A 21977-nucleotide genomic window follows, 5' to 3' on the forward strand; every position below is an offset into this window, starting at 1 on the left:
CCCGGCGACACCAAATGTCTGCCGAGGCATCAATATGTTTTATGGACGTGTTGCCGCAGCCGATTTTGTCTTCGGCTCTTCGATCAGTTCTGCTTTACCCGGCCAAAATGCTTTTTTGCCAAGCAACACCGTAATTGCGGGAACAAGGAACGGACGAACGATGAACGTATCCATGAGCACACCGATTGCAGTGATCAGTCCAAATTGGACAAGCACTTGAATCGGAAGCGTCGCAAGAACAGCGAACGTTGCAGCCAGTATGAGGCCAGCCGAAGTAATAACGCCCCMTGTCTCGCCAACCCCTTCTTGAATCGCTTGCTTAAGCGGCATTATCTTGCGCTTCTGCCAAATGCTCGAGATCATGAAGATATTGTAATCCTCGCCAAGCGCGATAAGGAATACGAAGGCGTATAGCGGAATTGCGCCTTGTATGGCGTCGACGCCCATGAAATAATGCAAGATGATCCACCCGAGACCTAATGCCGCTCCATAGGATAGGAGTACTGTAGCAATCAGATATAGCGTTGCGGTTATAGAGCGTAAGTAGATCAGGAGCAAAATCATGATTAGGATCGTCACAAGCGGGATGATAACCGTGTTATCACGATCGGTCAGCACCTTCGAATCATGCTGGGCAGCCGTCTGACCGCCGACCCATACTTTTTCGCCMGAATCCCCAATACTGGCATCGGAAAGAGCATCGCTTGCCGCTTCCTTGATGGCCGGAATGAGCGCCATCGCTTCTTGCGAATACGGATTAATATCGAGCACCACCGAGTAGGCAAGCAGATTCGGATCTTCCGAACTAACCTGCGGCTCTGCAACATGATCGATATGCTCAAGCGACTGCAGCTTGGAAGCGACATCGACCTGCTTGCCATCCGTATTCACGACTACGGTGACGGGAGCAAGATCGCCTGGCGTGAACGAAGCGGAGATGACGTCGAAGCCTTCCCTCGATTGCATATCCTTTGGAAAAGATGACAGCAAATCATACGTATACTTGATCTGAGTCGAGAACGTTGCTAACGCGCCAAGCAAAATAATACATACGAGGACGACTGTCCACGGCTTCGTGACGACGAGCTTGCCGACCTTCATGCCAAGCTTCTTATTTGCATCCGGCTTGATGTAAGTTTTGCCGCGTCTTGCAGCGCGAGCTTGATGCTCCTCCTCGGTGCGCGGAACGAACGGATAGAAGGAAGCGCGGCCGAAAATCGCGAGCAGCGCGGGTACTAGCGTCAAGCTGGCGATGCCCATAATGAGAATCGATAAGCTGAACGGAACCGCAAAGCGGTCATAAGCGCCGTACCTGGCAGCCAGTAGCGCGAACAGGGACAAGACGACCGTGAAACCGCTCATTGCTATAGCGCCGGACGCATCCTTGAAGGCACGCTTCAATGCCAGCCCCTTATCCTTCTCGCGCGTCAACTCCTGACGGTAATGCGAAATGAGGAATAAACAATAATCTGTGCCTGCCCCGAACAGGAGTACGGTCATTATAGAGATCGCTTGCGCGTCAACCGTGATATATCCTTCGCCTGCCATCCAGCCGAGCAACGGGCTTGTTACCAAATAAGCGAATCCAACGCCGACAAGCGGGATAATAGCTAGAATCGGCGACCGGTAGATGAGCAGCAATAGGATGAGGACGAGCAATACGGTAGCGATCATCAACGATACGTCTGCGCCCTTGAACAAGTCCGTGGCGTCTACCGATATGCCTACCGGTCCGCTAAGGCGAACCGTAAGCTGCCCGGGATCGTCGATCGATGCAGCGAACGGGTCTTGGCCCGAAACGTCGCGAATAATCGTCTTGATTTCTTCCAAGTTTTCTTTCAGCACTTCCGTTTCTGTCTGCTCGGCGAACGAGACCGGCTGCACGAAAGTCGTTTGATCCTCGGATACGAATTGCTGCAATGCCGGCAGCGGCATCGTGTGGAGCGGAATAAGCTCGCCTTGCGCTTCAAGCGGATGATCCGTTAAAGCTTGGGAGGTTTGCCCAATGTAAGTTAAATCGTCATTCGTTAATCCGCCTTCGCGATGCCATACAATAAGAGCAGGCACGCCGGAGGCGTTAGGGAACTTCTCTTTAATAAGCCGATCAGCCAGTAATGATGGACTGTCGTCTTCCAGATTTTGCGCGTTGTTCTGCTCTTTGTCACCAACAGCTGGCAGCGTAAGTGTCAGTACGGCCGCAAGTACAATCCAAATCGCGAGCGTTATCCACCTCGTACGGCGCCCGGCAACGATTGCGCCTATTTTCTCAATCATGACTCCATCCTCCATTTCACATCTACATTCAAATCGTTTAATATAGTATTACGAGCTCAAATTAATTATATATACCCGAAGGTTAATTAATCAACCTATAATTATTACGAATTATTGAATGAGGTGCAAAGATTGAAAGAAGAACAGCCAAGACGCAGACCGGGACGGCCTAAACGTTCCGAAACGATGCAGCCCAATCTGCTTATTTTGCGCACCGCCGCCATGCTGTTCATGGAGCACGGCTTCGAGAAGGTGTCGCTTGAAGGCGTTGCGAAAGCATGCCGGATAACGAAAGCAAGCGTCTATTATTATTTCGACAACAAAGCGAAGCTCTTCACGGAATGTCTGTTATTCGTGCTTAAGATTGCTTACGACCAGACCGCTCTAATCATGCGTGGACCAGGAATGCTCAAGGAACGTCTGCTCATTGTTGCGGAACGTCATATGAATAACGCGCATGTCGAGTTCGAGACGATGATGCGCGAAGCCGCTCCCGGCTTGTCTGAGGAACAGATTAAGCAGATTCGGGATGGAGAAGCACAGCTTCATATTCTGTTGAGTGAGATATTCGCGCAAGCGATGGAGGAAGGCGTGATCACGAAGTCAGATCCCCTGCTGCTCTCCCATACGTTCACGGCCATGATGACGGTACGCAATCACAAACAATTATTAAATGATCAAAAATCGGTGAAACAAGCTTCCGCYGAAATCGTACAATTACTTTGGAACGGATTACAGCCTCGATCTTAAGGCAATGGTTAGTTTCATCGATACTGCGATTATGTAATAGGAGGTGTTATTTTGTTCAAAACCGCTATCGGCCGTTTAAGAATTGTCGGATTTTATGAGGGAATCTCGTTTTTGGTATTATTGCTGATCGCGATGCCGCTCAAATATTGGGCTAACCTGCCTCATATGGTTACCATCGTCGGCAGTCTGCATGGTTTKCTGTTCACTCTTTACGGGCTTGCCCTGCTTCACGTATGGATCAAGCACCGTTGGTCATTCTTGAAGGTTGTTGCTGCGTTTATCGCCGCATTCCTTCCCTTCGGGACGTTCGTATCCGATGCTAAGCTGCTTCGCAATCATCCTTAATTAACGCTATAAAGAAGCGCCGTCCCGTCATCAATCGATGACCCAGACGGCGCTTCTATATGTTCAAAGCTAACGAATTAAGCATGACCGAACGCTTCGGCATCCGACTCATTCATGGCGATCTCGATCTCTACCTTGCGAATCCGGTTATCGTCCCGCTCCCTAATCGTAAACGTCATATTATGATAACTCCACGATTCGCCGACTGGCAGATCGGGCTTCCGATTGAATAACCAACCGCCGATGGAGTCCACTTCCTCGCTATCCAGATCCGTGCCGGCCGTATCGTTGAATTCGACGATCAATGCTTTGCCGTCCACCATATAACGGTGCTCGTTCAGCATCTCGATCTCCTTCACTTCATCGGCGTCGAATTCGTCGCGAATCTCGCCGACAATCTCCTCGATAATGTCCTCAATCGTAATAAGACCCGAAGTACCGCCGTACTCGTCGAGCAAAATAACAATATGTACGCGCTCCAGTTGCATTTTGCGCAGCAGTTTGTTAATCGGCATCACATCGGGCACGGACATCACCGGCTGCAGCAGCGATTTGACGTCCAACGCACGGTCGCTATCATAGCGCAGAAAAAACTGCTTCGTGTTCACGATGCCAATAATATTGTCCTTGCTTCCGCTTGCATACGGAAACCGCGTATATTGCTCCTTCTTGATGACTGCGAGGTTCTCGTCGTGAGAATGCTCAGCGAACAGACATACCATATCCGTTCGCGGTACCATGATTTCACGCGCGAGCCGCTCGTCGAATTGGAAGATACGATTCACATATCCGTATTCGCTTTTGTTGATTTTGCCGCTCTCATAGCTCTCCGATAGGATGATCCGAATCTCTTCCTCCGAATGGGCTTCATGCTCTTGGGCCGGCTTGAAGCCGAGCAGCCTAACGAGGCTGTTAGCCGAGCCGTTAAGCACCCAGATGAACGGATACATAACCTTATAGAAAATAATAATGATCGGTGCAGTCAATTGGCTGATACGCTCTGACATAATGATAGCAACCGTCTTCGGCGCCAGTTCGCCAAGAACGACATGCAAGTAGGTAACGAGCACGAAGGCAATGAGGAATGACAAAACCGAGCTTACCTCATCCCCCAGCTCTAGTCGATGGAATATAGGATGCAATATGAGTTCAACCGTAGGTTCCCCTAACCAACCGAGACCGAGAGCCGTAATCGTGATCCCTAGCTGACAAGCGGATAAGTAGCCATCCAACTTCAAGGTAACCTGTTCAACCGCCCTAGCATTTTTCACCCCTTCCGCAACCATCTGACTGACGCGGCTTGAACGCATTCGGATGATCGAGAATTCCGTTGCAACGAAAAAAGCGGTAAACACAAGCAGCAGCACAAATATGACAAGCTTTAAAACCATCGTCTTCTTCCTTTGCTAGGTAATGTGGCTAGTAACCGACCTCCACCGACGCGTTCACGATGTAGATGAGATCGTTTTTGTCCTCTTTGTCCGGCAGTACGACGCCGCTCGTCGTAACCATGCCGCCATCGATAAGCTCGACGGTTACTTGGCCGTAAGGCAGCGCGGCCTTTACCTGCTCCACGTCGAGCAGGTCGCGATCGCAAGGAATAGCAAGCTTCACATGAACCTTCATGTTATCAAGCGTGMCGCCTGGCAATACAGAGCGCAGACCGGGCATCGAATTATGGTGAATCGCGTTTTGAACGGCGCGCACCGATGCTTTTGTAATATTTTGACCGTGCAGATCGCAACCCATGCCAATTTCTATGAAAAATAACTTGTCCACTTATACAGCCTCTCCTTTAATTGTCAAATAGATACATGCGAGCATGCATAACTTTACCAGGGCACATCGTCGTCGCTCACGTTAGTCGTGCCGCCGCTATTGTCGTTATAGCTATAGCCTGAACCGTCAAATTCATCTTTCGGCTGTTTGCTTCCGATGATTGGCAATACGTCGGTTAGATCGGGCGGCTGCAGCAGCTCGACCGGCGACATCCCTTTATCGAATTGGAACGCATCGCCTTCGATCACGACAACATAACGTCCGTTATGCTTCGCGATATGGAGCGATTCGCCGAAATCTGCGAGCAAGCCCTTTATCGTAATGCTGTCCAGCTTGAACGTGAACGGCAAGTCCGGCTTCTGCTCGACGAGCGCCGCCGATGCGACAGCCACCTGCTCCTGCGGCCACCATTCTTGAATGTCGCGTTTCTCGCTGGCTGCCCATACTTCCACCGCATTCTCCTCTTCGCGGCGCTCCGTGCTCTCATCATCCTGCCACTTGTCCGATATGTATTGCTGTACCATCTCAATAACCTGCTCGCCCATAACCTCAGGCAATGGCTTCTCGTAAGTAACGTATTTCAAGAAATCTTCGAAATACCGGGCATGCGACGATTGATGAATCTTCAGCTCCCAATGCTCGAGCATGCCTTCCTCCGGCATATGCGGATACTGAATCGACTTGATGCTGCGGGAGCTGATGGCCATCTCGACCTGCGAGATTAAGCTGAGTTCATCCGCAATTCGCGCAATCTTCGGCTCGAAGTCGCATTTAAGCAAAAATAAAAAAGGCTCGTCAAAATACGTGTTCAGCTTGGATAGAGCAATAATGAACGCTCCTCCGCGCACCGCGCTAGTATCCATATAAATACGCACAAGCTCGTCGGCGATGCCAAAGAATCGCTCCTTCGTATCTGCATCGCGCAGCCTCTGGAACAGATTATAGTTCTGATTGCTGCCGAGCTCATAACCCGGTTCAACTGCGAAGCGGCCGATCTTCGTCGRTGCGTTCGCCGTATTCGGATTGCGCTCGACCTTGCGCTTGACGACCCTCGTGAACTCATCGTCTAGAAACTTCTTAATCTCACTGTCCTCGTACGTATCCTCGTCCAGCGTCTGATAATGCTTGAACCGCTTGCCTGACGATGAGGCACTCTCTTCGCCGTCTGTATGAATAACGAAAAACGATAAATATTGCATATGAAAATCCACGTCTGCTGCTCCCCCCTATTTCTCTGATTAGGAATTGATTGCACGCATTTACAGAAACAATAGGCTATACGCTTTGCTCAATAAAGCGGCTGTTGATAGCGGAACTGAGGACTCCGCTCCGTATCGTCATAGCTGCGATGCCAGATAGCTGTCGTTGCCGGAGACATCGGAGGTATCAACCATGACCATCTTCCGGTCACGGTTCTGCCGTTCTCTTGCTCCTGTTTCTCGAATCTGGCGAATTGCTCGGCGGCCGTATGATGGTCGACAATACTGACGCCGTTTTTCTTAAACGAGTGCAGCACCGCGATATTTAACTCCGTTAATGAACRGTCTTTCCATAAGGAAAGGTTCGTAGAAGTATCTAAGCCGAACAACCGTGCAACTTGCGGAAGCTGGTTGTAGCGGTTACTGTCTGCCAGATTGCGCGCACCGATCTCCGTCCCCATATACCATCCGTTGAAGGGAGCTGCCGAATAGCGGATGCCGCCGATCTCTAGCTCCATATCGGATACGAACGGAACCGCATACCACCGCAGTCCCAGCTGCTCGAAGCCATCATGCTCCGGGTGTGTAAGCTTCACTTCAAGCGTCGTCTCCGCCGGCAACTCGTACCATCTCGGCTCATGATCGCCTCGTTGGATAACAAGCGGCAATAGGTCAAACGCCGTTCCTGCCCCGCGCCAGCCTAGCTTCTCGCAAGCTTCAGTCAAAGCAAGGGAAGCCGGATCGCCGACCATACCGTCCTCCAGCTGATAACCTGCGTATCGGACTAGCTGATGATTCCATATCCGAATACAGCTGCCAGTATGCGCCTCCCTCGGCGCAAATACCGTAATCGCCGGTCTGATTCTCCCGCCGTTCGTGGCATATTTCATGTGGTTAAATATATGCCCGGCGATTGTATCTTCATCTTCAGCCTCTCTTGCGTCAAACACTTCAAGCGCCTGCCAGAACAGTCTGCCGATGCAGCGATTGCTATTGCGCCATGCCATCTTCGCGCCATGCTTAAGCTCTTCCGATGTATGCGAATAAGTCCCCCTTGCTTCAATATGTTCATCGATCTGCCGCAGCCTGCTTTCGGTTTCCTGGACTGACTTGCCAAGCTCCGAATAGCAGGCGTGGATAAAGGAGGCTGCCTCCTCCATTAATGCTCTCTGTGCTGTAATCATGTTGCGCTTCCTCCGCCTTCCTTCAGCTTAACCAGTACTCTTCGTTTTCGGTATAACATCGTCGCCGCTTCTGCGACATCATTCAGCGTGCCCCGATTAATGAAAGCCCCGAACACAATTCCTGCAATCGGGATGAGCTGGAACAGCTTTTTCAAGCCGAAGTTGTCGCGGTATACGGTAACGACTTCACGCCAGCCTTGCAGCTGCGACAGCATATGCGTTCCGCGCCCCTCGCCCTCAGTTCCGTATGCGCTTAATTCATCTAATATGGCTTTTTTGCCGACAATGTCCGATGAAGCGAATTGCATGACCTTCACAGCGAAGATGCGCTCTTCCTTCAGCTTTGGGTCATATCCATAACATATGGCAATCTCTTGTATGATCTTTAGCGATAGGCCAAGAATGGCTGGAATGTCGATTGCGAGCGTAAAGATTCCCCCGATTCCCGTTGTCGCGCCTTGAACGGTCGCCATGTTTGTACGGCTGCTCTTCAGCTCCGCAGCCGTCCTGTCCATAACGGCAAGCGGCAGTGACGCGCAGTCTTCCAAGGTCAGAAAGATGTTGTCGCTGGGTAATGATGCGTCCATCGTGACAGCCTCCGCATTTCGCGTAAGCTTGCTTGTTATCGTTTTCTCCGATACGAGGTATTTGCCCCCGTTCTGAATAAAGCCGCCGATTTCATCGACAGCCTGTCCGAGCTTCGCTTGAATAAACTTCGGCGTTAATTTATCGAGCAGCATGAACGGCAATCGTCCAAGCTTCTCCCAGAACCATAGGTCCTTCTGATCATTCTCCCATGCTTCTATTTCTCTCAAGGCTTCCAATAATCGCTCATTAGAATCCGTTTCGATTGGCATACGCGCTCTGCCTCCTTCTCTGGAGTGTTATACGAAACATTGCGGAAAGCGGATGCGCCGTTCACATTATTGTTCCATTTTGCGGCCGGTAAATGAGAGGAGCAGGAAAGAAAATAAGACGATGCTGATCGTCCATGCCCAAGCCATCGCCGTATGCCCGGAATCGACCGCCACATAAATGGCTGTCGGCACGGTCTGCGTCTTGCCTGGTATGTTGCCGGCAAGCATAAGCGTCGCTCCGAACTCACCTAAGCATCTGGCAAAGCCGAGCACGAATGCCGTTAGCAGCGAATGCTTGGCTAGCGGCAGCGTAATATAGCGCATAACCTGCCTCTCGCTGGCACCTGCGGAACGTGCCGATTCTACCAGACTTTTATCGATGGTCAGAAATCCGACCTTCATGGACTGGTAGACAAGCGGGAATGCAACAATGACCGCAGCGATAACCGCTGCGGTCCAAGAGAAAACGATAGGTTGATTGAAAAGCCATTCATAGCTTTTCCCGATCCAGCTTCTGCGGCCAAGCGCCACAAGCAATATAAACCCGACGACGGTCGGAGGCAATACGAGAGGAAGCATGAAAACCGTCTCAACGACGCTCTTGCCCCTGAACGATCGCCGCGCCATGAAGTGCGCGACAATAATGCCGATGATAGCTACCAATATACTAGCCGTCACCGAAACCTTCAGCGATAGCCAAAGCGGTGGCAGCAGCTCATTCCCATTCATAATTGCAAAGGCCTCCCGTGCATATGTGAGATACCTTCCCATTATAAACGAATTAAGCGCCCTCGCCCAGCAAAGAAGTTCGTTGTCCCAGGTAGAGCAGCTTCAACATATGAAGCGCGCGTGTACAACCTACATAAAGAAGCTTCGCGTCGAGCGGTCCGTATGCCGCTTCTCCCGCATCAGCAACGAGCACGGCGTCGAACTCCAGTCCCTTCGATAAGTAGACGGGAACGACCGTCAGGCCGCCTCCATAAGATGGTTGCTTGCTTTGCACAAGGGAGGCTTCAATTCCTTTGTCGATCAAGTAACTATGAATTTGTTCGCATTCATGCGCGGTTCTTCCGATGACCGATATCGTCTCGTAAATGCCCTTCGCCTTCCATTCGCGTACCGTTTGTTCAATCGAAGCAAGCCATTCGCTCTCCTCTGTCCCGATCGTCTCGACCGGGTCGCCGCTCCTGAATACAGGCACGGCTGGCTTTACCCCGCCCGACATCTCGCCTAAGATCAGGTTGGCGAATTCGATAATCTCCATCGTTGAGCGATAGCTCCGGTTAAGCTCGTGGAATCCGGATTGCTCTTCAGGGAATAGTCCCATCAGCTGAGACCAGTGCTGGATTCCCGTGTAAGCATGAATACCTTGCTGCAAGTCGCCGAGTACCGTCATCGACGGCGTTCGTTGGCATAGCTTAAGCGCTTCAAGCTGGAACGGCGAATAATCTTGTGCTTCGTCAATGACGATATGGTCGAAGGACGGCTTATCCAGTCCGTATAGCTGCAGATGGATATAGACGAGCGGCGCGAGGTCTTCGGCAGCGGCGATTCCTTGCTTAAGCCGAGCCGCTGTTTCTGCGGCGATCGCTTTGGGCACGGCTGGATCGGCCTGCTTGCCTTGGAACAGCGAGGCATAAAGCTGAACCGCAGTAAACGACGGTATCTTTTTCACAAAGGCATTAAATTTCGTCAGCGCCTTTGCTCTTACTTTCTTATCGACAACGCCGCGCTGCTTCAGCTCGGATTCGAACCAACGCCGAATTCGGCTGGCTAGCCGGTCGCGCTTCTTCATAACCGTCTCTTCGCCATAATCGGTGTCGTACCACTCGCGCATTTGCGCAGGCGACAGCTCAAGACGATCAAGCGGACTGAACGGAACGGTAGGTACGATGTTTTGCTCGAACGCTGCAATTCGCTTATCTACCATTTCCTTGAAAGCCAAGCTGCCCTTCCATCTTCCGGAAGCAGACTCAATCTCAGATGCCGTTCTGCGTTGTTCGAACCAATATGCCATCGTCTCAGACGGATCGCTTTGCCTAACGGTGTGCTCCAGCAGCTCGATCGCCCAGTCCGAGAACGTCGTCTGCTGGATGTCYCCAACGCCGAGCTCCGGCAGAACGCCGGAAATATAGTCGAGGAACATCCGGTTTGGCGCGAAAATAATCATTCTCTCCGCCCGCATCCGATCCGCGTATTGATAGAGCAGAAATGCGAGACGATGGAGCGCAACGGTCGTTTTACCGCTGCCCGCTACCCCCTGAATGAATAGTGCCTTCGCGCGATCCGCGCGTATGATACGGTCCTGCTCGCCTTGAATGGTAGAAACGATGTCACGAAGCTTATTATCCTTGTTCTCGCCCAAGCGATATAAAAGAAATTCGTCAGTGACCGCTTCTTCTTCTTGGCCTCGCACATAGCTGTCGACCAATCTTACAAGCTCGCCCTGACGAATCATGAAGTTGCGCTTTAAATGAATATAACCCGACACTTCGCCATCGGGCGATTCGAACGTTCCGGGTGCATCTCCGCCCGTGAATGAATAGAATAAGCTGGCTGCCGGCGCTCTCCAGTCGATAACGAGCAGCTCGTTGCTGCCCTGCTTGGCGACGCCTGCTTTGCCTATGTAGAGCGGCATCTGCTTACCATTCGGCAGCTCCTCGAAGTCGATGCGGCCAAAGTACGGCTCGCGGTGCGCGATCTCCAGCCGCTGTCTCCTCTCTTCGCGCTGCAGGTCGAGCATTTGCTCGGTAAAATCGTCTCCCGTATATCGCGGACCGATTGCTCCCAGCTGATCTTCAATATCTTGAATCGAAGCAAAGAGCCGATCCTTTTCCTCTTGTAAGGCACTTTGAACGGTCATTAGTCAGTTACCTCCTAAAAGTAGTCAATAAAAAACGAGTGTCAAATATACCATAGGAAGCTTTCTCGATGCAATGCCCATTTCGCTTGAATTAAMCGACAAAACGATAGAGTGCGACTACAAGGGCTACTTGCAGTACGAATATAGCCGGAATTCCGAATACAAAACTATTATGCTTCGTCTTATGCCGCCAGGTACGCATACCAAGCCAAGTTCCGATGCTGCCCCCAATGGCACTCAGCGTGAACAGTCGTTTCTCTGGAACGCGACGGCGCTGCTTGACTGCCAGCTTCTTGTCTCTACCCATTAAAGCGAAGGTATACAAATTGATGATCAGCAAATAAGACAATACGATGATGTAACTTATATCCATAGTTTACYTCCACTCTTCTACTAACGATTCTTTTTCCTCAAGTGCCGCGCGGCTTAGCGCGGTTCGTCGGTGCTGCGCCGTATGGATCATCCGGCCAATAATGTTTCGGATACCGCCCCTTCAAATCCTTTTTCACCTCAAAATAAGCCGATTCCCAGAAACTGCGCAAATCCTGCGTCACCTGAACGGGACGTTGAGAGGGGGACAGCAAATGCAGCGTAAGCGGCAGCTTGCCTCTCGCGAGCCTTGGCGTATCCTGGAGGCCGAACATTTCCTGCAGTCTGACTGCTAGCACAGGCGCCGATGGATCACTGTAATCGATCGGAATACGAGATCCGCTTGGCACTGAATAATGGGTCGGCACCTGCTCGTCCAGCTCTTGCATCTGCGCCCATGACAGCATGCCTCCAAGCAGTTGCGCCATATTCAGCCGCTGAAGATCATTACGGCTCTTCATGCCGTAGAGATGCGGCTTCAACCACTCCTCGAGCGTGCTTAGCAGCGCCTCGTCGGTCGCCTCAGGCCAATCCTTCCCGCCAAGCGCCATCAGCTTTATTCTAGCTTGGAGCGCAAGCGCCGGCTTAGTCATAGGAAGCAAACCCATACCCTCCATACGGATTCCAGCGATCAGCGCATCGGCAACCTTCTCTTCGTCAGGACCGGATATCGGCACTTCTCCGAGCACGATTGCGCCTAGCTTCCTTCTTCTGCGGGAACGAACGGCTAGCGCACCGTGATCCCACTCAATCACTTCTTCAATCGTAATGTATGGAGACATAAACGCTTCAATATCAGTCATCGACAAATCTGCCGCAAGCCTGATTCTGCTCTCTGTACCCGTGTCATCTAATTCGCAAGTTGCCAACATCTCGCTTCGAGACAGCGGTTGTACGTCGGGAAGCACGGCCCCTCTTCCACTAGCCAGCAAATATCGGCCATCGCTTCGCCGCTGTGCGATTCGATCCGGGTAGGCCGCAGCAAGAAGAACGCCAAGACTTGGCCGTACGGATAGAGAGGTCGATCGCGATGACGAAGGAATCGAGCCTTGTGAAGTCACGTCGTTGCCTGTTCCATGCTCGGCAACCGAGCGTTTCCATTGCTCAGCTTGCTGTGTCATTCGCCTTACAGCGGCGGCATCCGCTGAAGCACTCTTTCCATTCAACGCGTCAAGACGAAGCCTCATATCCACGCTTCGCTCATTTGGAAGCAAATCTCGCTCGCTGAGCAGTGCTGCCAGCTCGCAGCCTTCGCTTGCACAGCCCCATTCCGCAGCGCGCATTACCATTGCGCCAAGGCGGGGATGCATGCCGAAGCGTGCCAGCTTAAGCCCCTCCGGCGTAGGTTTGCCGTTCGCGTCAAGCGCGCGCAGCTTCTTCAGCAGTTCAATCGCCTGCGCGTATGCCGACTGCGGCGGCGGCGTAAGCCAATCCAGCTCGGCGGGGTCTTGGATCCCCCATACCGCAAGTTCAAGCGCTAACGGCGCAAGATCAGCATCCATAATCTCCGGCATGCTCTGTGCAGGCAGGTACGGATGCTCCTGCTCCGTCCACAGCCTGTAGCAGTGGCCCGGAGCAAGACGGCCAGCACGGCCGCGGCGCTGATCCGCGGAAGCTTGCGAGACCGCGACCGTCTCCAGCCGAGTCATGCCCGTCCGCGGCGAGAACCGCGGCACGCGCATAAGTCCGCTGTCGACAACAATCGTCACCCCTTGAACCGTCAAGCTTGATTCGGCGATTGATGTCGCAAGCACGATCTTGCGTTCGTTAGGTAAGCATGGCGCGACTGCAGCATCCTGCATCGATAGCGGCATCGTGCCGTAGAGCTCCGCTATGCGCACGCCGGAAGGCAATCCTGCCGCTGCAAGCCAGCTTGCGGTACGACGAATCTCGAGCGCGCCGGGCAAGAAAGCGAGCACATCGCCATCATGGGCATGAAGCGCGCTCACGATCGTGCTGCCGACGGTCTGTTCAATCCGCGCCTCCCGCGAGGGACGTGCGGCCGCATAATGAGTATCAACAGGGAATACTCTTCCCTCCGAGCGAATAATAGGCGCAGCGCCTAATAGTGCAGCAATAGGCTCCGCATCGAGTGTTGCGGACATAACAAGAAGCCGCAGCTCCTCACGGAGCAGCGACTGTGATTGCAGGCTAAGCGCCAGACCTAGATCGCCATGCAGATGGCGTTCATGAAATTCATCGAACAGGATCGCGCCAACTTGCTCAAGCGCGGCATCCTCCTGCAGCATCCGGGTCAATACGCCTTCCGTCACGACTTCAATTCGTGTCTTGGCGCTGACCTTCGTTTCAAGCCTTACGCGATAGCCGACCGTCTCCCCCGCTTGTTCGCCAAGCGAGCGAGCCATATATTGCGCTGCTGAGCGAGCCGCAAGTCTTCTCGGCTCAAGCATAACGATGCGCTTGCCGTTCAGCCAAGGCTCATGAAGCATAGCGAGCGGCACTCTTGTCGTCTTGCCAGCCCCCGGCTCGGCGATCAGCACCGCATTAGCGCCGTTCCGGAGCGCTTCGAGCAGTTCAGGCAATACGGCATCGATAGGCAATGGCTGTTGCTGTTGATTCATGGTGATTCTCCTTAAGTGTTTGCGTAGCAAACACACTTCGTAAGATTATGCTTATTGTTTAGGCTTAGTGTTTGCGTAGCAAACACACACTTCCATTATTTCAATACGCGCAGCATCTGTACCACAGGACGATTATCGCCCGCGAGCATAGCTTCACTGCTGCGAAGCTGCGATGATCCATCCCCATCGAGGAAGATGCCGCCTGCAAGCTTGCCGTCTCCGACCTTCTCGATGATCGCTTCGCGAAACGCTGCAAGCGTCCCTTTCGTCTCACTGACGATTAAGTACAGTCTGCCTTGCGAATCGTATACAACCGCCGAACGAAGACGGTTATCATTCGGAAATGGCGCATTCTCGGCGATTGCCCGCTCTTCCCAACCCGCATCGTCTCCGATGCTCATGCTAATGCCGCCCTGCGCCCAGAAGCGCGTATTATCCTTGACTTTAAGCTCAGAGGCTTTGCTTACGATTTGTATATTAAGTTCATCAAGCGCTCCGTCCCAGACGAGAGTGCCGCGAGCATACCTGACATTTTCCGAGCCGTCGCCGTATTTCCCATGCGATCTTCCAACCGGCAAGGAGTCCACAACAGCTATGCTTAGCAATTGCTCACCATAGAAGAAACCGCCGTTAATGCCCGTATTTTCGGTTAAAGTCACATTGTTATGTATGAGCTCAGGTCGAACGTTCGATGGCTTTGTAGCCAAATAATGAATCTTCATCCCATTCGCGGCTTCGGCCATTGCATAAGCATATTGCGAAGCTTCATTCTTACCTGCTTCAGCAGAAGGCTTGTCCGCACGCAGCGCGTAGATCATTAATGCAAATAAAACACCGAGCACGATCAATATCGCCAGCATGATGCCGACAACAGCTAATGTCCTTTTCTTTCCCCCGACTTCTTCTGTAGCCTTATTCGTTACCATGTCTGAATCTCCTTGGATGCCATTATTTGAACCAGCCTTTCTTATTAAACCACGCAAACATCGATAAAGCGATCAGCAGCATAAAGCCGAGCAGCCCAAAATACCCCCAGCGCCAATCCAACTCCGGCATCCTATCAAAATTCATGCCATAAATGCCAGCCAGGAAAGTTAATGGCATAAATATAGTCGTAATGACCGTTAACGTCTTCATAATCGAATTCATTCGATTGGAGTTGTACGAGATGTAGCTATCGCGCAGATCGGCCGTCATTTCGCGGCAATTATCAAGCATCTCCGACAGCTTCAACAAATGATCGTAGATGTCGCGATAGAAGGCCAAGTGATGGTTAAGACCCTCGATTCGATCACTATTAACCAATCGATAGAGCAAATCCCTCATTGGAATAATCGTCTTGCGAAGCCGCAGCAACCGTGACCGAATGTTGAATATATCTGCTATTGCTCCATCGCCGGCAACCGTGCCGCTGCTGAGATCCATATCGATGAGCAGCTCTTCTAGCTCCTGAACGGCTGGGAAATATTCATCCACCAGCTTGTCAATAACATGGTACGCCGCACAAATGTGACCGTATTGGCCTGGCTTCGGATTATGCATCAGCTTCAATCTAGCCGACTCGATTTCTTGCGATTGCCCTTGATGGTACGTTACCAGAAACCGGGGACCGATGAACATATTCACTTCATCGACCATCGTCTTCGAACCGTTGAACGCATGCAGAATGAGGAAATGAATATCGTCAAAATGATCCATTTTCGGACGCTGCAACAAGTGGTAGCAATCTTCAATCGCAAGTGGATGAAATTTGAAATGCGTGCTCAGCAGCCTGCTTTCCTCTTCACTGGGCTGATCGAAATCCACCCAGTACCAGGCAAGCTCGGTCGACTCGCTTACTTCCTCCAACGTTAGATCCGTACACCATTTTTTATCTTTCGAAAAACCTACAATGCGAATCAACTTGAAACCTCCTGCCGAACAATATCAAACTTAAACTTTTTCCTATAACGTATAGGCTCGTTTTATTCTACCACATCCGTACAAGGTAGATCATTCTGAATGGCAATATCATATTAACAACATGAAGTCGTTTCAGACTCTTTCCGTAAGCGAATCGCACTTGCTTGCCAACCGTTGTTCGAATCGTTGCCGCTCCTCCAAACTAAGCTCGATAGACCGGAATGCCGCTCTCTTCCTAAGCACGATTTTGAATTCGTCGTTATTCTCAATGATCCCCGTATAATGCGGATTTCGATACAGATGCTCGAACCATTCAGACTCTCTCGCATATCGCTTGAGCTTCAGTAGATATCGCCTCTGTCGATAACTTCCTCTCTTCTCAAACCGATCATTGAATAACAATTCCAAAATCAATTCGAACAGCCCTTCAATTAAAAATCCCATCTTTACGTTATTCCCCTTTCTGACAATTGCGCCTGCTGGGAACATTAATCTATCTCTTCATTGTTAGACTTCTGTTGCGATTTTTTATACTCCCGATAACGTAAGATCGCGATCATTAAGTACCTGATTCCTATGAGCATTGCGATGTAAAGAGGAAACGTTTGTTGAAAAGTAGGCGGCTTAATCCCGTTGCCGACAGGCCCCACCTTCGGCTGTGCCGCAACCCAATAGCCATACCATAAAGCGACAATCGGCACAACAATACAAAAGATCGCGCTAGCAAAATAAATCGTATTTCGATTCATAAGAACCCCTCCTCTTCACGGAAACGCATAGTATCAACACCATATTACCTATACGCATCATAAAATTGGAGGTTTCTTCCTAAATTGAAAGTTAAAGCGGAAATCCAACATGGCAGCTAAGCGACTACAGCCCATGTGCTTTGTATGACTCCATATATTTAACGTGGTTTATTACTTCGATTACACTTGACCATCCAAGCACTTTGCTTACAAAATCGTTAATGCTCAAGCCGGGCATATCGTACGACCGTTCCGTATTCGTTGTGCCAACTGCATCCCTGATCAGCGTTACTTCATAACCTCTATCAAAAGCAGCTATCGCTGTGAACATGCAACAAAATTCCGTTTCGAAGCCAACTAGAAACAGCTGCATTACACCTAATTGATCAAGCGTCTGGGACAGATTTGTTTGATAAAACGAGCTCGGTGTCGATTTCTCAATAACCACATCCGCATAGTCCTTTAAAGAAGGATGCAGTTCGGAACCAACGGAGCTCCTGCATAACGGGCTCTCCTCAGAAGCGTCTATATGCCTCATGAAGATGACGGGATTGCCGCTAGCTTTGAAATCCTTAATGATATGCTCCATCCGAAACAACTCGTTTGTAAAATCACCCAATTCAATGATTCCGTTTTGCACGTCAATGACTAATAGCGCCTTCATTTTATTCCACCGTCCTTTATTGTGATTAGAATTAAATTCTTGATTGCAGCTCACATTTCCTTCCAGCTCGGCTCTATTGAACATTTTTGAAACCAAAAAAATCTCCTGATTTTCAGGAGACTTAAGTAGTAACTCTAGAATGACACGATAGCGGATAGCTGGCTTCTGGAACTTATTGCTTCATGCCGTGCAGGAGCTCACCGCCGGGTACAAGGCTCAATAGGTGCATTTCGTCGAACTAATCTCAATTGCCACACGGTTGTGAGCTCAAAGTTGCCTTTCATCGAACTAAATGTGCCGATTCGCCACCAACTCACCAAACTAGCCCGTTTAATTGCCATATATCGAACTACACGGGAGGCTCGCTTGGTACAAGACTAATTAGTTGCCTAGAATGAAACTATAGCGGATTAGTTGGCTCTTGGAGCGTATCGCCTCAGCCCGTGTAGGAGCTTACCTGCTTCCACCCGGCTACTCCTCGTGCTGCGTCCGGGTAGCCTCCAACACGGTCTCGTATACCGCCTCGCCAATTGCGCAGCCGATCGTCGTCGCCACTCCAGCATAGGCATGAATCGCTTGCCAACTCGCTCGCTGGCTGACGCCAATGACGATCGCATCGGTCGTCGTCCCCGTCGCAAGCTGGCCATTCGCCGTCTCCAGAATACCAAGTTCATGCAGTGCCGCCGCTTTTGCTTCGGTTGCCGTAATAACCGCATTGACCATTGCCGACTCGGTCATCTGTCCGTCAATGAGCAGTACCGTATTAATCGTACCTGGCTCATATGCCGAGAAGGTTTGACGCGGCAACCCGGCCCGTGCTGCGTTGCGCGTGCCCGACGTCGTGATGCATAGCAGCTTAAACCGATCGCCCTCCAGCTCCTTCACAGACGCATGGGTCAACTTCGCTGCAGTCAACATGCCGATCGTATGCTCAGCCTTGCTACCCCAACCTTCACAGCGGTGAACAAAGTCCGCGATTGGATCGTCACAGCGATAATCAAGCGGCACCTTCCAGTTCACGATATGATCGGCCCAGGTGAAACCGCCTGGATGAATGGCGCTGCTTAGCGCCTGAACCGGTTCTTGAAGGCTCACTACGATTCGATCGTCCAGCAGCTCCAAACGCAATCCGCTCCAGATGAAAGAATCGTAGACGGTGGAGTCGCTGCGAAACGGCTGGCTCATGACCTCACCTGCGCTAAACAGTGTTTGAAGGCTGCCACGAGCGTTTCATTTTGGAATCTTCGTTTGACGGCTACTCGCACATACGTATGATCTAGACCAGGGAATCGCGAAGCATCTCTAATGARAACACCTTCCTTGCCCATGGCAAGCTGCAGCATGCTRGCGCTTAAACGCAGCTGTTGCGGGATTCGAAGCAGCAAATAATTCGTTACGCCGTCATTCACCTCGAAGCCAAGCTGCTGCAATTGCTGAACTAGCCATGGACGCTCTTCTGCAAGCCAGTTATGCGTTTCCTTGGCGAACTCCCGTTCTTCTAGAACCGCTTCACCGATCAACTGTGCAAGCGAATTGACGCTCCATGGCACTTGCAGGCGCTTCAATGCGCTAAGCGATTTCGGAACGCCGACGATATAGCCGAGCCGAATCCCCGGTATGGAATAAAACTTCGTCATCGAACGGATGACGAACAGACGTTCATTCACGGCCGCTTCCTGCACAAGGCTGAACTGCTCCTCCTCAGGGACAAAATCCATGAACGCTTCGTCAACAACGACGTAAGCGCCGCTGTCAAGCAATGCCTTAATGAGCTTTGGATCCACTAATTGACCTGTCGGATTATTAGGCGATCCCAACATATATAAGGAAGCGTTGCTGGCATCGATCGCATCGCCGACAGCTTCCGAATCGAGCCTGAATTGATTGTCGCCGGACATCGCGATTTCATAGATCGATCCGCCGATCTTGCGAACCGCATCCCCATATTCGTCAAAGCATGGAATAGCGAGAGCCGTTACCTGCGGATGAAGTGAGCGAACGACGAGATCGATAAGCTCCGCCGCTCCGTTCCCGATTACGATATTATGCTCATCAATTCCGTGCAACTGCGACAGCTTCTTGCGCAGACCGCGAACAGCCGGGTCGGGATAACGATCGATAAGCATCGCGTATTCAATAAGCACCGTCTTCACCGAGGGCGGCGGTCCTATCGGATTCATATTGGAGCTGAAATCAAGAAAAGATTCCGCTGCTCTGCCGAACGTTTCCTCCGCTGTATGCAGGTCACCGCCATGGCCGTATCTCTCCAACATCCCTTTTCCCCCCTTTCCTACCTCATCAGAATGTTAAAGTGCTTTACAGCGATAAAGCGTAAAGCAAATCATTCAGATTGGCGATAAAAACTTCTTTGCTTCCGAAGGGAGTTTGCTACGCAAACTTGTAGGTCGCTCATCCTCGAAGTACTCCGATAAGAGTTTTTCTCATGAAAATAAATAAGTCGTGCCTAATATTATTACTGCCATTAATAAAATAACAGCCTCTACCGCTTCATTCAATGCACCATAAGTATCTCCCGTTAATCCTCCGAGTTTATTTGCTAGCCAAATGGCCAATACGCCCCCTGCAACCAACGTAGACAATAAGCAGGCTAACGTGATAAGGATGGACGTCTCAATCGAATTCTGACAGGCAACAACCATGACAAAGGTAATGAGCCCGCCTATAATCAACGATAAGCCAGCCGTCGACTTTCTTACTCCAGCGAAGAGCGCTCCGATTCCTTCGCCTTGCCGTGCATTCGGCCAACCTGCTATCGCAATGCCCATCCATGCGCGTCCCCATATTGGTGAAGCGGCAATGAGCGGAAGCACAAGCTCAAGTCGATCATCATCCCTTAGCAGCTCCGCCAGCAGCGATGCTTTGAGCAGAAGCAGCAATACAGCAGCGAGCACCCCCATCGCACCAACGCGGCTATCCTTCATAATTTCGAGCATTCGCTCGCGCGAGCGGTGGCTGAGCACGCCATCGGCTGTATCCATCCATCCGTCCACATGAAGCCCGCCGCTCAGCGCCGTCCATAGTGCCAGCAGCAGCACCGCTGACGGCCAAGGAGGCAGAAAGAGCTGCAGCAGCCACGCAACTCCCGCAACAATGATGCCAATAAAAGCTCCCGCAATCGGAAAGTAGAGGACACTTCGCGTCAACACCGGGGAACTAAAGGGTACTTGTATGGGGATAGGAAACCGTGTCAGAAATTGAAAAGCCGCAACAAGCGCTTGCCCGTGCAGCTTCAGCTTATGAGCAGACATGCTGTCATCACTCCTGCCATTATAATAACGCTGACAACGTACAGCAAACGTATCGTCAGCACAATATCGTCTGGCTTCAATGGGCGCAACGGCCAGCCCATTCGCGCGCGTTCGCTGGTCACCCCGAAGTAGACATTCGTCCCTCCTAGCTCAATGCCTATGGCTCCGGCTGCAGCAGACTCCGGAATGCCGCTGTTCGGACTCGGGTGCCTGCGAGCGAAGACGAGCATCGACTTCACGGCCCTAGTTGCCTTCATCTTAGGCAAGAGCAGCGCCGATAACGCCATCAAAGCTCCCGTGAGCCGAGCAGGTATATAATTCAACAGATCGTCAGTACGAGCCGAGCACCAGCCGAAATGCCGGTATTTATCGTTCCGATAGCCGACCATGGAATCGAGCGTATTCGCCGCGCGATAAAGCATAGCAAGCGGCGCGCCTCCCAACAAAGCAAATACGAGCGGCGACACTAGAGCATCGACCGTATTTTCGGCTACCGTCTCAATAGCGGCCCTGGACGCTTCGCCTTCATCCAACTGCGTCGTATCCCGCCCAACGATATAACCGACATATTTCCGGGCTTCATCCAATCTGCCGGCGACTAACGGCTTATAGACAAGCATAGCCGCTTCCTTGAGCCCCTTTACTGCAATCGTTGTCGAGATGAACCATGCGCTAACCGCATATCCGAACCAAGGATGGATCGCATCGGCTACCTCTACGATGATCGCCATGATTAGCCAACTCGCGGCGAGAACGGCAACGGTTAACACAATGCCGAGCATCTTGACCCTAGTTGGCCGATTGRAGTAGCGCTCAGGCGAGAGCCATCGCTCCAGCAAACGAATAAGACGGCCGATCCATATGACCGGATGCGTGGGCCATTTCGGATCGCCGACGATCCAATCGATTACAATCGCCGCAGCAACCAGAGCAAGCAGCTCCGGCATGGAATAGAAGCTCATAGCTGCTCCCATCTGAACGCTATCGCTTTCAAGTCAACCGGAATGCCTGCTGTTACGAGAAATACGCGCTCGCACACCGCGGCAATACGTTGGTTCATCCGTCCGGCTTCATCCCGGAACGCTCTGCCCAGCGGATACTCCGGCACGATGCCGTCACCGACCTCATTCGTCACAATGATGAGCGGATAAGGATACCTCTCGATTGCAGCTACGAGCTTCGTTATCTCCT

22 protein-coding genes are annotated in these 21977 nt (G+C 51.4%); 2 read left to right on the forward strand and 20 right to left on the reverse strand.

What is annotated here, in order from left to right:
- Window positions 1-39: 39 nt before the first annotated feature.
- Window positions 40-2274, reverse strand: a complete 2235-nt coding sequence (locus tag AB4Z33_RS06385) for an MMPL family transporter (RefSeq protein WP_442049118.1) — start codon at window positions 2272-2274, stop codon at window positions 40-42.
- 132 nt (window positions 2275-2406) lie between these two features.
- On the opposite strand from AB4Z33_RS06385, the gene AB4Z33_RS06390 reads away from it, so the two are divergent.
- Together AB4Z33_RS06390 and AB4Z33_RS06395 are read left to right on the forward strand one after the other, a co-directional pair.
- The gene (locus AB4Z33_RS06390) at window positions 2407-3024 is read left to right on the forward strand and encodes a TetR/AcrR family transcriptional regulator (RefSeq protein WP_442049119.1); all 618 of its coding nucleotides are present in this window, start codon (window positions 2407-2409) and stop codon (window positions 3022-3024) included.
- Window positions 3025-3075: 51 nt separating this feature from the next.
- Window positions 3076-3369, forward strand: a complete 294-nt coding sequence (locus tag AB4Z33_RS06395) for a DUF3817 domain-containing protein (RefSeq protein ID WP_442049120.1) — start codon at window positions 3076-3078, stop codon at window positions 3367-3369.
- A 77-nt stretch (window positions 3370-3446) separates the two neighbouring features.
- Here AB4Z33_RS06395 and AB4Z33_RS06400 read toward each other — a convergent pair whose 3' ends face one another.
- The 19 genes from AB4Z33_RS06400 to AB4Z33_RS06490 form a co-directional block, all read right to left on the reverse strand.
- Complete coding sequence (locus tag AB4Z33_RS06400; protein WP_442049121.1) at window positions 3447-4760, reverse strand: hemolysin family protein; 1314 nt, start codon at window positions 4758-4760, stop codon at window positions 3447-3449.
- A 28-nt stretch (window positions 4761-4788) separates the two neighbouring features.
- Window positions 4789-5148, reverse strand: a complete 360-nt coding sequence (locus tag AB4Z33_RS06405; RefSeq protein ID WP_442049122.1) for a Lin0512 family protein — start codon at window positions 5146-5148, stop codon at window positions 4789-4791.
- 53 nt (window positions 5149-5201) lie between these two features.
- The gene (locus AB4Z33_RS06410; protein WP_442049123.1) at window positions 5202-6359 is read right to left on the reverse strand and encodes a DUF3900 domain-containing protein; all 1158 of its coding nucleotides are present in this window, start codon (window positions 6357-6359) and stop codon (window positions 5202-5204) included.
- A gap of 77 nt (window positions 6360-6436) precedes the next feature.
- Entirely contained in the window at window positions 6437-7531 is a 1095-nt protein-coding gene (locus tag AB4Z33_RS06415; protein ID WP_442049124.1) for a nitric oxide synthase oxygenase, read from the reverse strand.
- Window positions 7528-8388 (reverse strand): EcsC family protein, encoded by an 861-nt coding sequence (locus tag AB4Z33_RS06420; RefSeq protein WP_442049125.1) that lies wholly within the window; start codon window positions 8386-8388, stop codon window positions 7528-7530. Before AB4Z33_RS06420 ends, AB4Z33_RS06415 begins: the two co-directional genes overlap by 4 nt.
- 66 nt (window positions 8389-8454) lie before the next feature.
- Window positions 8455-9117, reverse strand: a complete 663-nt coding sequence (modB, locus tag AB4Z33_RS06425; protein WP_442049126.1) for a molybdate ABC transporter permease subunit — start codon at window positions 9115-9117, stop codon at window positions 8455-8457.
- A gap of 52 nt (window positions 9118-9169) precedes the next feature.
- Entirely contained in the window at window positions 9170-11251 is a 2082-nt protein-coding gene (locus AB4Z33_RS06430; protein WP_442049127.1) for a HelD family protein, read from the reverse strand.
- A gap of 91 nt (window positions 11252-11342) precedes the next feature.
- Entirely contained in the window at window positions 11343-11624 is a 282-nt protein-coding gene (locus tag AB4Z33_RS06435; RefSeq protein WP_442049128.1) for a DUF1294 domain-containing protein, read from the reverse strand.
- A 37-nt stretch (window positions 11625-11661) separates the two neighbouring features.
- On the reverse strand, window positions 11662-14202 hold the full coding sequence (hrpB, locus tag AB4Z33_RS06440) for an ATP-dependent helicase HrpB (protein WP_442049129.1): 2541 nt from the start codon (window positions 14200-14202) through the stop codon (window positions 11662-11664).
- 95 nt (window positions 14203-14297) lie between these two features.
- The gene (locus AB4Z33_RS06445) at window positions 14298-15128 is read right to left on the reverse strand and encodes a hypothetical protein (RefSeq protein ID WP_442049130.1); all 831 of its coding nucleotides are present in this window, start codon (window positions 15126-15128) and stop codon (window positions 14298-14300) included.
- 22 nt (window positions 15129-15150) lie between these two features.
- Window positions 15151-16104 (reverse strand): magnesium/cobalt transporter CorA, encoded by a 954-nt coding sequence (gene corA, locus AB4Z33_RS06450; protein WP_442049131.1) that lies wholly within the window; start codon window positions 16102-16104, stop codon window positions 15151-15153.
- A gap of 132 nt (window positions 16105-16236) precedes the next feature.
- On the reverse strand, window positions 16237-16548 hold the full coding sequence (locus AB4Z33_RS06455) for a hypothetical protein (protein WP_442049132.1): 312 nt from the start codon (window positions 16546-16548) through the stop codon (window positions 16237-16239).
- Window positions 16549-16592: 44 nt separating this feature from the next.
- The gene (locus tag AB4Z33_RS06460) at window positions 16593-16853 is read right to left on the reverse strand and encodes a hypothetical protein (protein WP_442049133.1); all 261 of its coding nucleotides are present in this window, start codon (window positions 16851-16853) and stop codon (window positions 16593-16595) included.
- A gap of 124 nt (window positions 16854-16977) precedes the next feature.
- Entirely contained in the window at window positions 16978-17517 is a 540-nt protein-coding gene (locus tag AB4Z33_RS06465) for an isochorismatase family protein (protein ID WP_442049134.1), read from the reverse strand.
- Between the two features lie 471 nt (window positions 17518-17988).
- Window positions 17989-18702, reverse strand: a complete 714-nt coding sequence (locus AB4Z33_RS06470; protein WP_442049135.1) for an adenosylcobinamide amidohydrolase — start codon at window positions 18700-18702, stop codon at window positions 17989-17991.
- Complete coding sequence (cobD, locus tag AB4Z33_RS06475) at window positions 18699-19790, reverse strand: threonine-phosphate decarboxylase CobD (protein ID WP_442049136.1); 1092 nt, start codon at window positions 19788-19790, stop codon at window positions 18699-18701. The genes AB4Z33_RS06470 and cobD overlap by 4 nt, the downstream gene beginning before the upstream one ends.
- Window positions 19791-19958: 168 nt before the next feature.
- Window positions 19959-20786, reverse strand: a complete 828-nt coding sequence (gene cobS, locus AB4Z33_RS06480; protein ID WP_442049137.1) for an adenosylcobinamide-GDP ribazoletransferase — start codon at window positions 20784-20786, stop codon at window positions 19959-19961.
- On the reverse strand, window positions 20768-21748 hold the full coding sequence (gene cbiB, locus AB4Z33_RS06485) for an adenosylcobinamide-phosphate synthase CbiB (RefSeq protein WP_442049144.1): 981 nt from the start codon (window positions 21746-21748) through the stop codon (window positions 20768-20770). The genes cobS and cbiB overlap by 19 nt, the downstream gene beginning before the upstream one ends.
- On the reverse strand, window positions 21745-21977 hold a 233-nt coding region (locus AB4Z33_RS06490; protein ID WP_442049138.1), incomplete at its 5' end, for a bifunctional adenosylcobinamide kinase/adenosylcobinamide-phosphate guanylyltransferase. The genes cbiB and AB4Z33_RS06490, both read right to left, overlap by 4 nt.

Source organism: Paenibacillus sp. 2TAB19 (assembly GCF_052115185.1).
Taxonomy (GTDB): Bacteria; Bacillota; Bacilli; order Paenibacillales; family Paenibacillaceae; genus Pristimantibacillus.

Excerpts from the sequence above, each read along its gene's own strand:
- AB4Z33_RS06400 (WP_442049121.1), bottom strand. The coding sequence starts at position 4,760 with ATGGTTTTAAAGCTTGTCATATTTGTGCTGCTGCTTGTGTTTACCGCT.
- AB4Z33_RS06420 (WP_442049125.1), bottom strand. The coding sequence starts at position 8,388 with ATGCCAATCGAAACGGATTCTAATGAGCGATTATTGGAAGCCTTGAGA.
- modB (WP_442049126.1), bottom strand. The coding sequence starts at position 9,117 with ATGAATGGGAATGAGCTGCTGCCACCGCTTTGGCTATCGCTGAAGGTT.
- hrpB (WP_442049129.1), bottom strand. The coding sequence starts at position 14,202 with ATGAATCAACAGCAACAGCCATTGCCTATCGATGCCGTATTGCCTGAA.
- AB4Z33_RS06445 (WP_442049130.1), bottom strand. The coding sequence starts at position 15,128 with ATGGTAACGAATAAGGCTACAGAAGAAGTCGGGGGAAAGAAAAGGACA.
- AB4Z33_RS06455 (WP_442049132.1), bottom strand. The coding sequence starts at position 16,548 with ATGGGATTTTTAATTGAAGGGCTGTTCGAATTGATTTTGGAATTGTTA.
- AB4Z33_RS06460 (WP_442049133.1), bottom strand. The coding sequence starts at position 16,853 with ATGAATCGAAATACGATTTATTTTGCTAGCGCGATCTTTTGTATTGTT.
- AB4Z33_RS06465 (WP_442049134.1), bottom strand. The coding sequence starts at position 17,517 with ATGAAGGCGCTATTAGTCATTGACGTGCAAAACGGAATCATTGAATTG.
- AB4Z33_RS06470 (WP_442049135.1), bottom strand. The coding sequence starts at position 18,702 with ATGAGCCAGCCGTTTCGCAGCGACTCCACCGTCTACGATTCTTTCATC.
- cobS (WP_442049137.1), bottom strand. The coding sequence starts at position 20,786 with ATGTCTGCTCATAAGCTGAAGCTGCACGGGCAAGCGCTTGTTGCGGCT.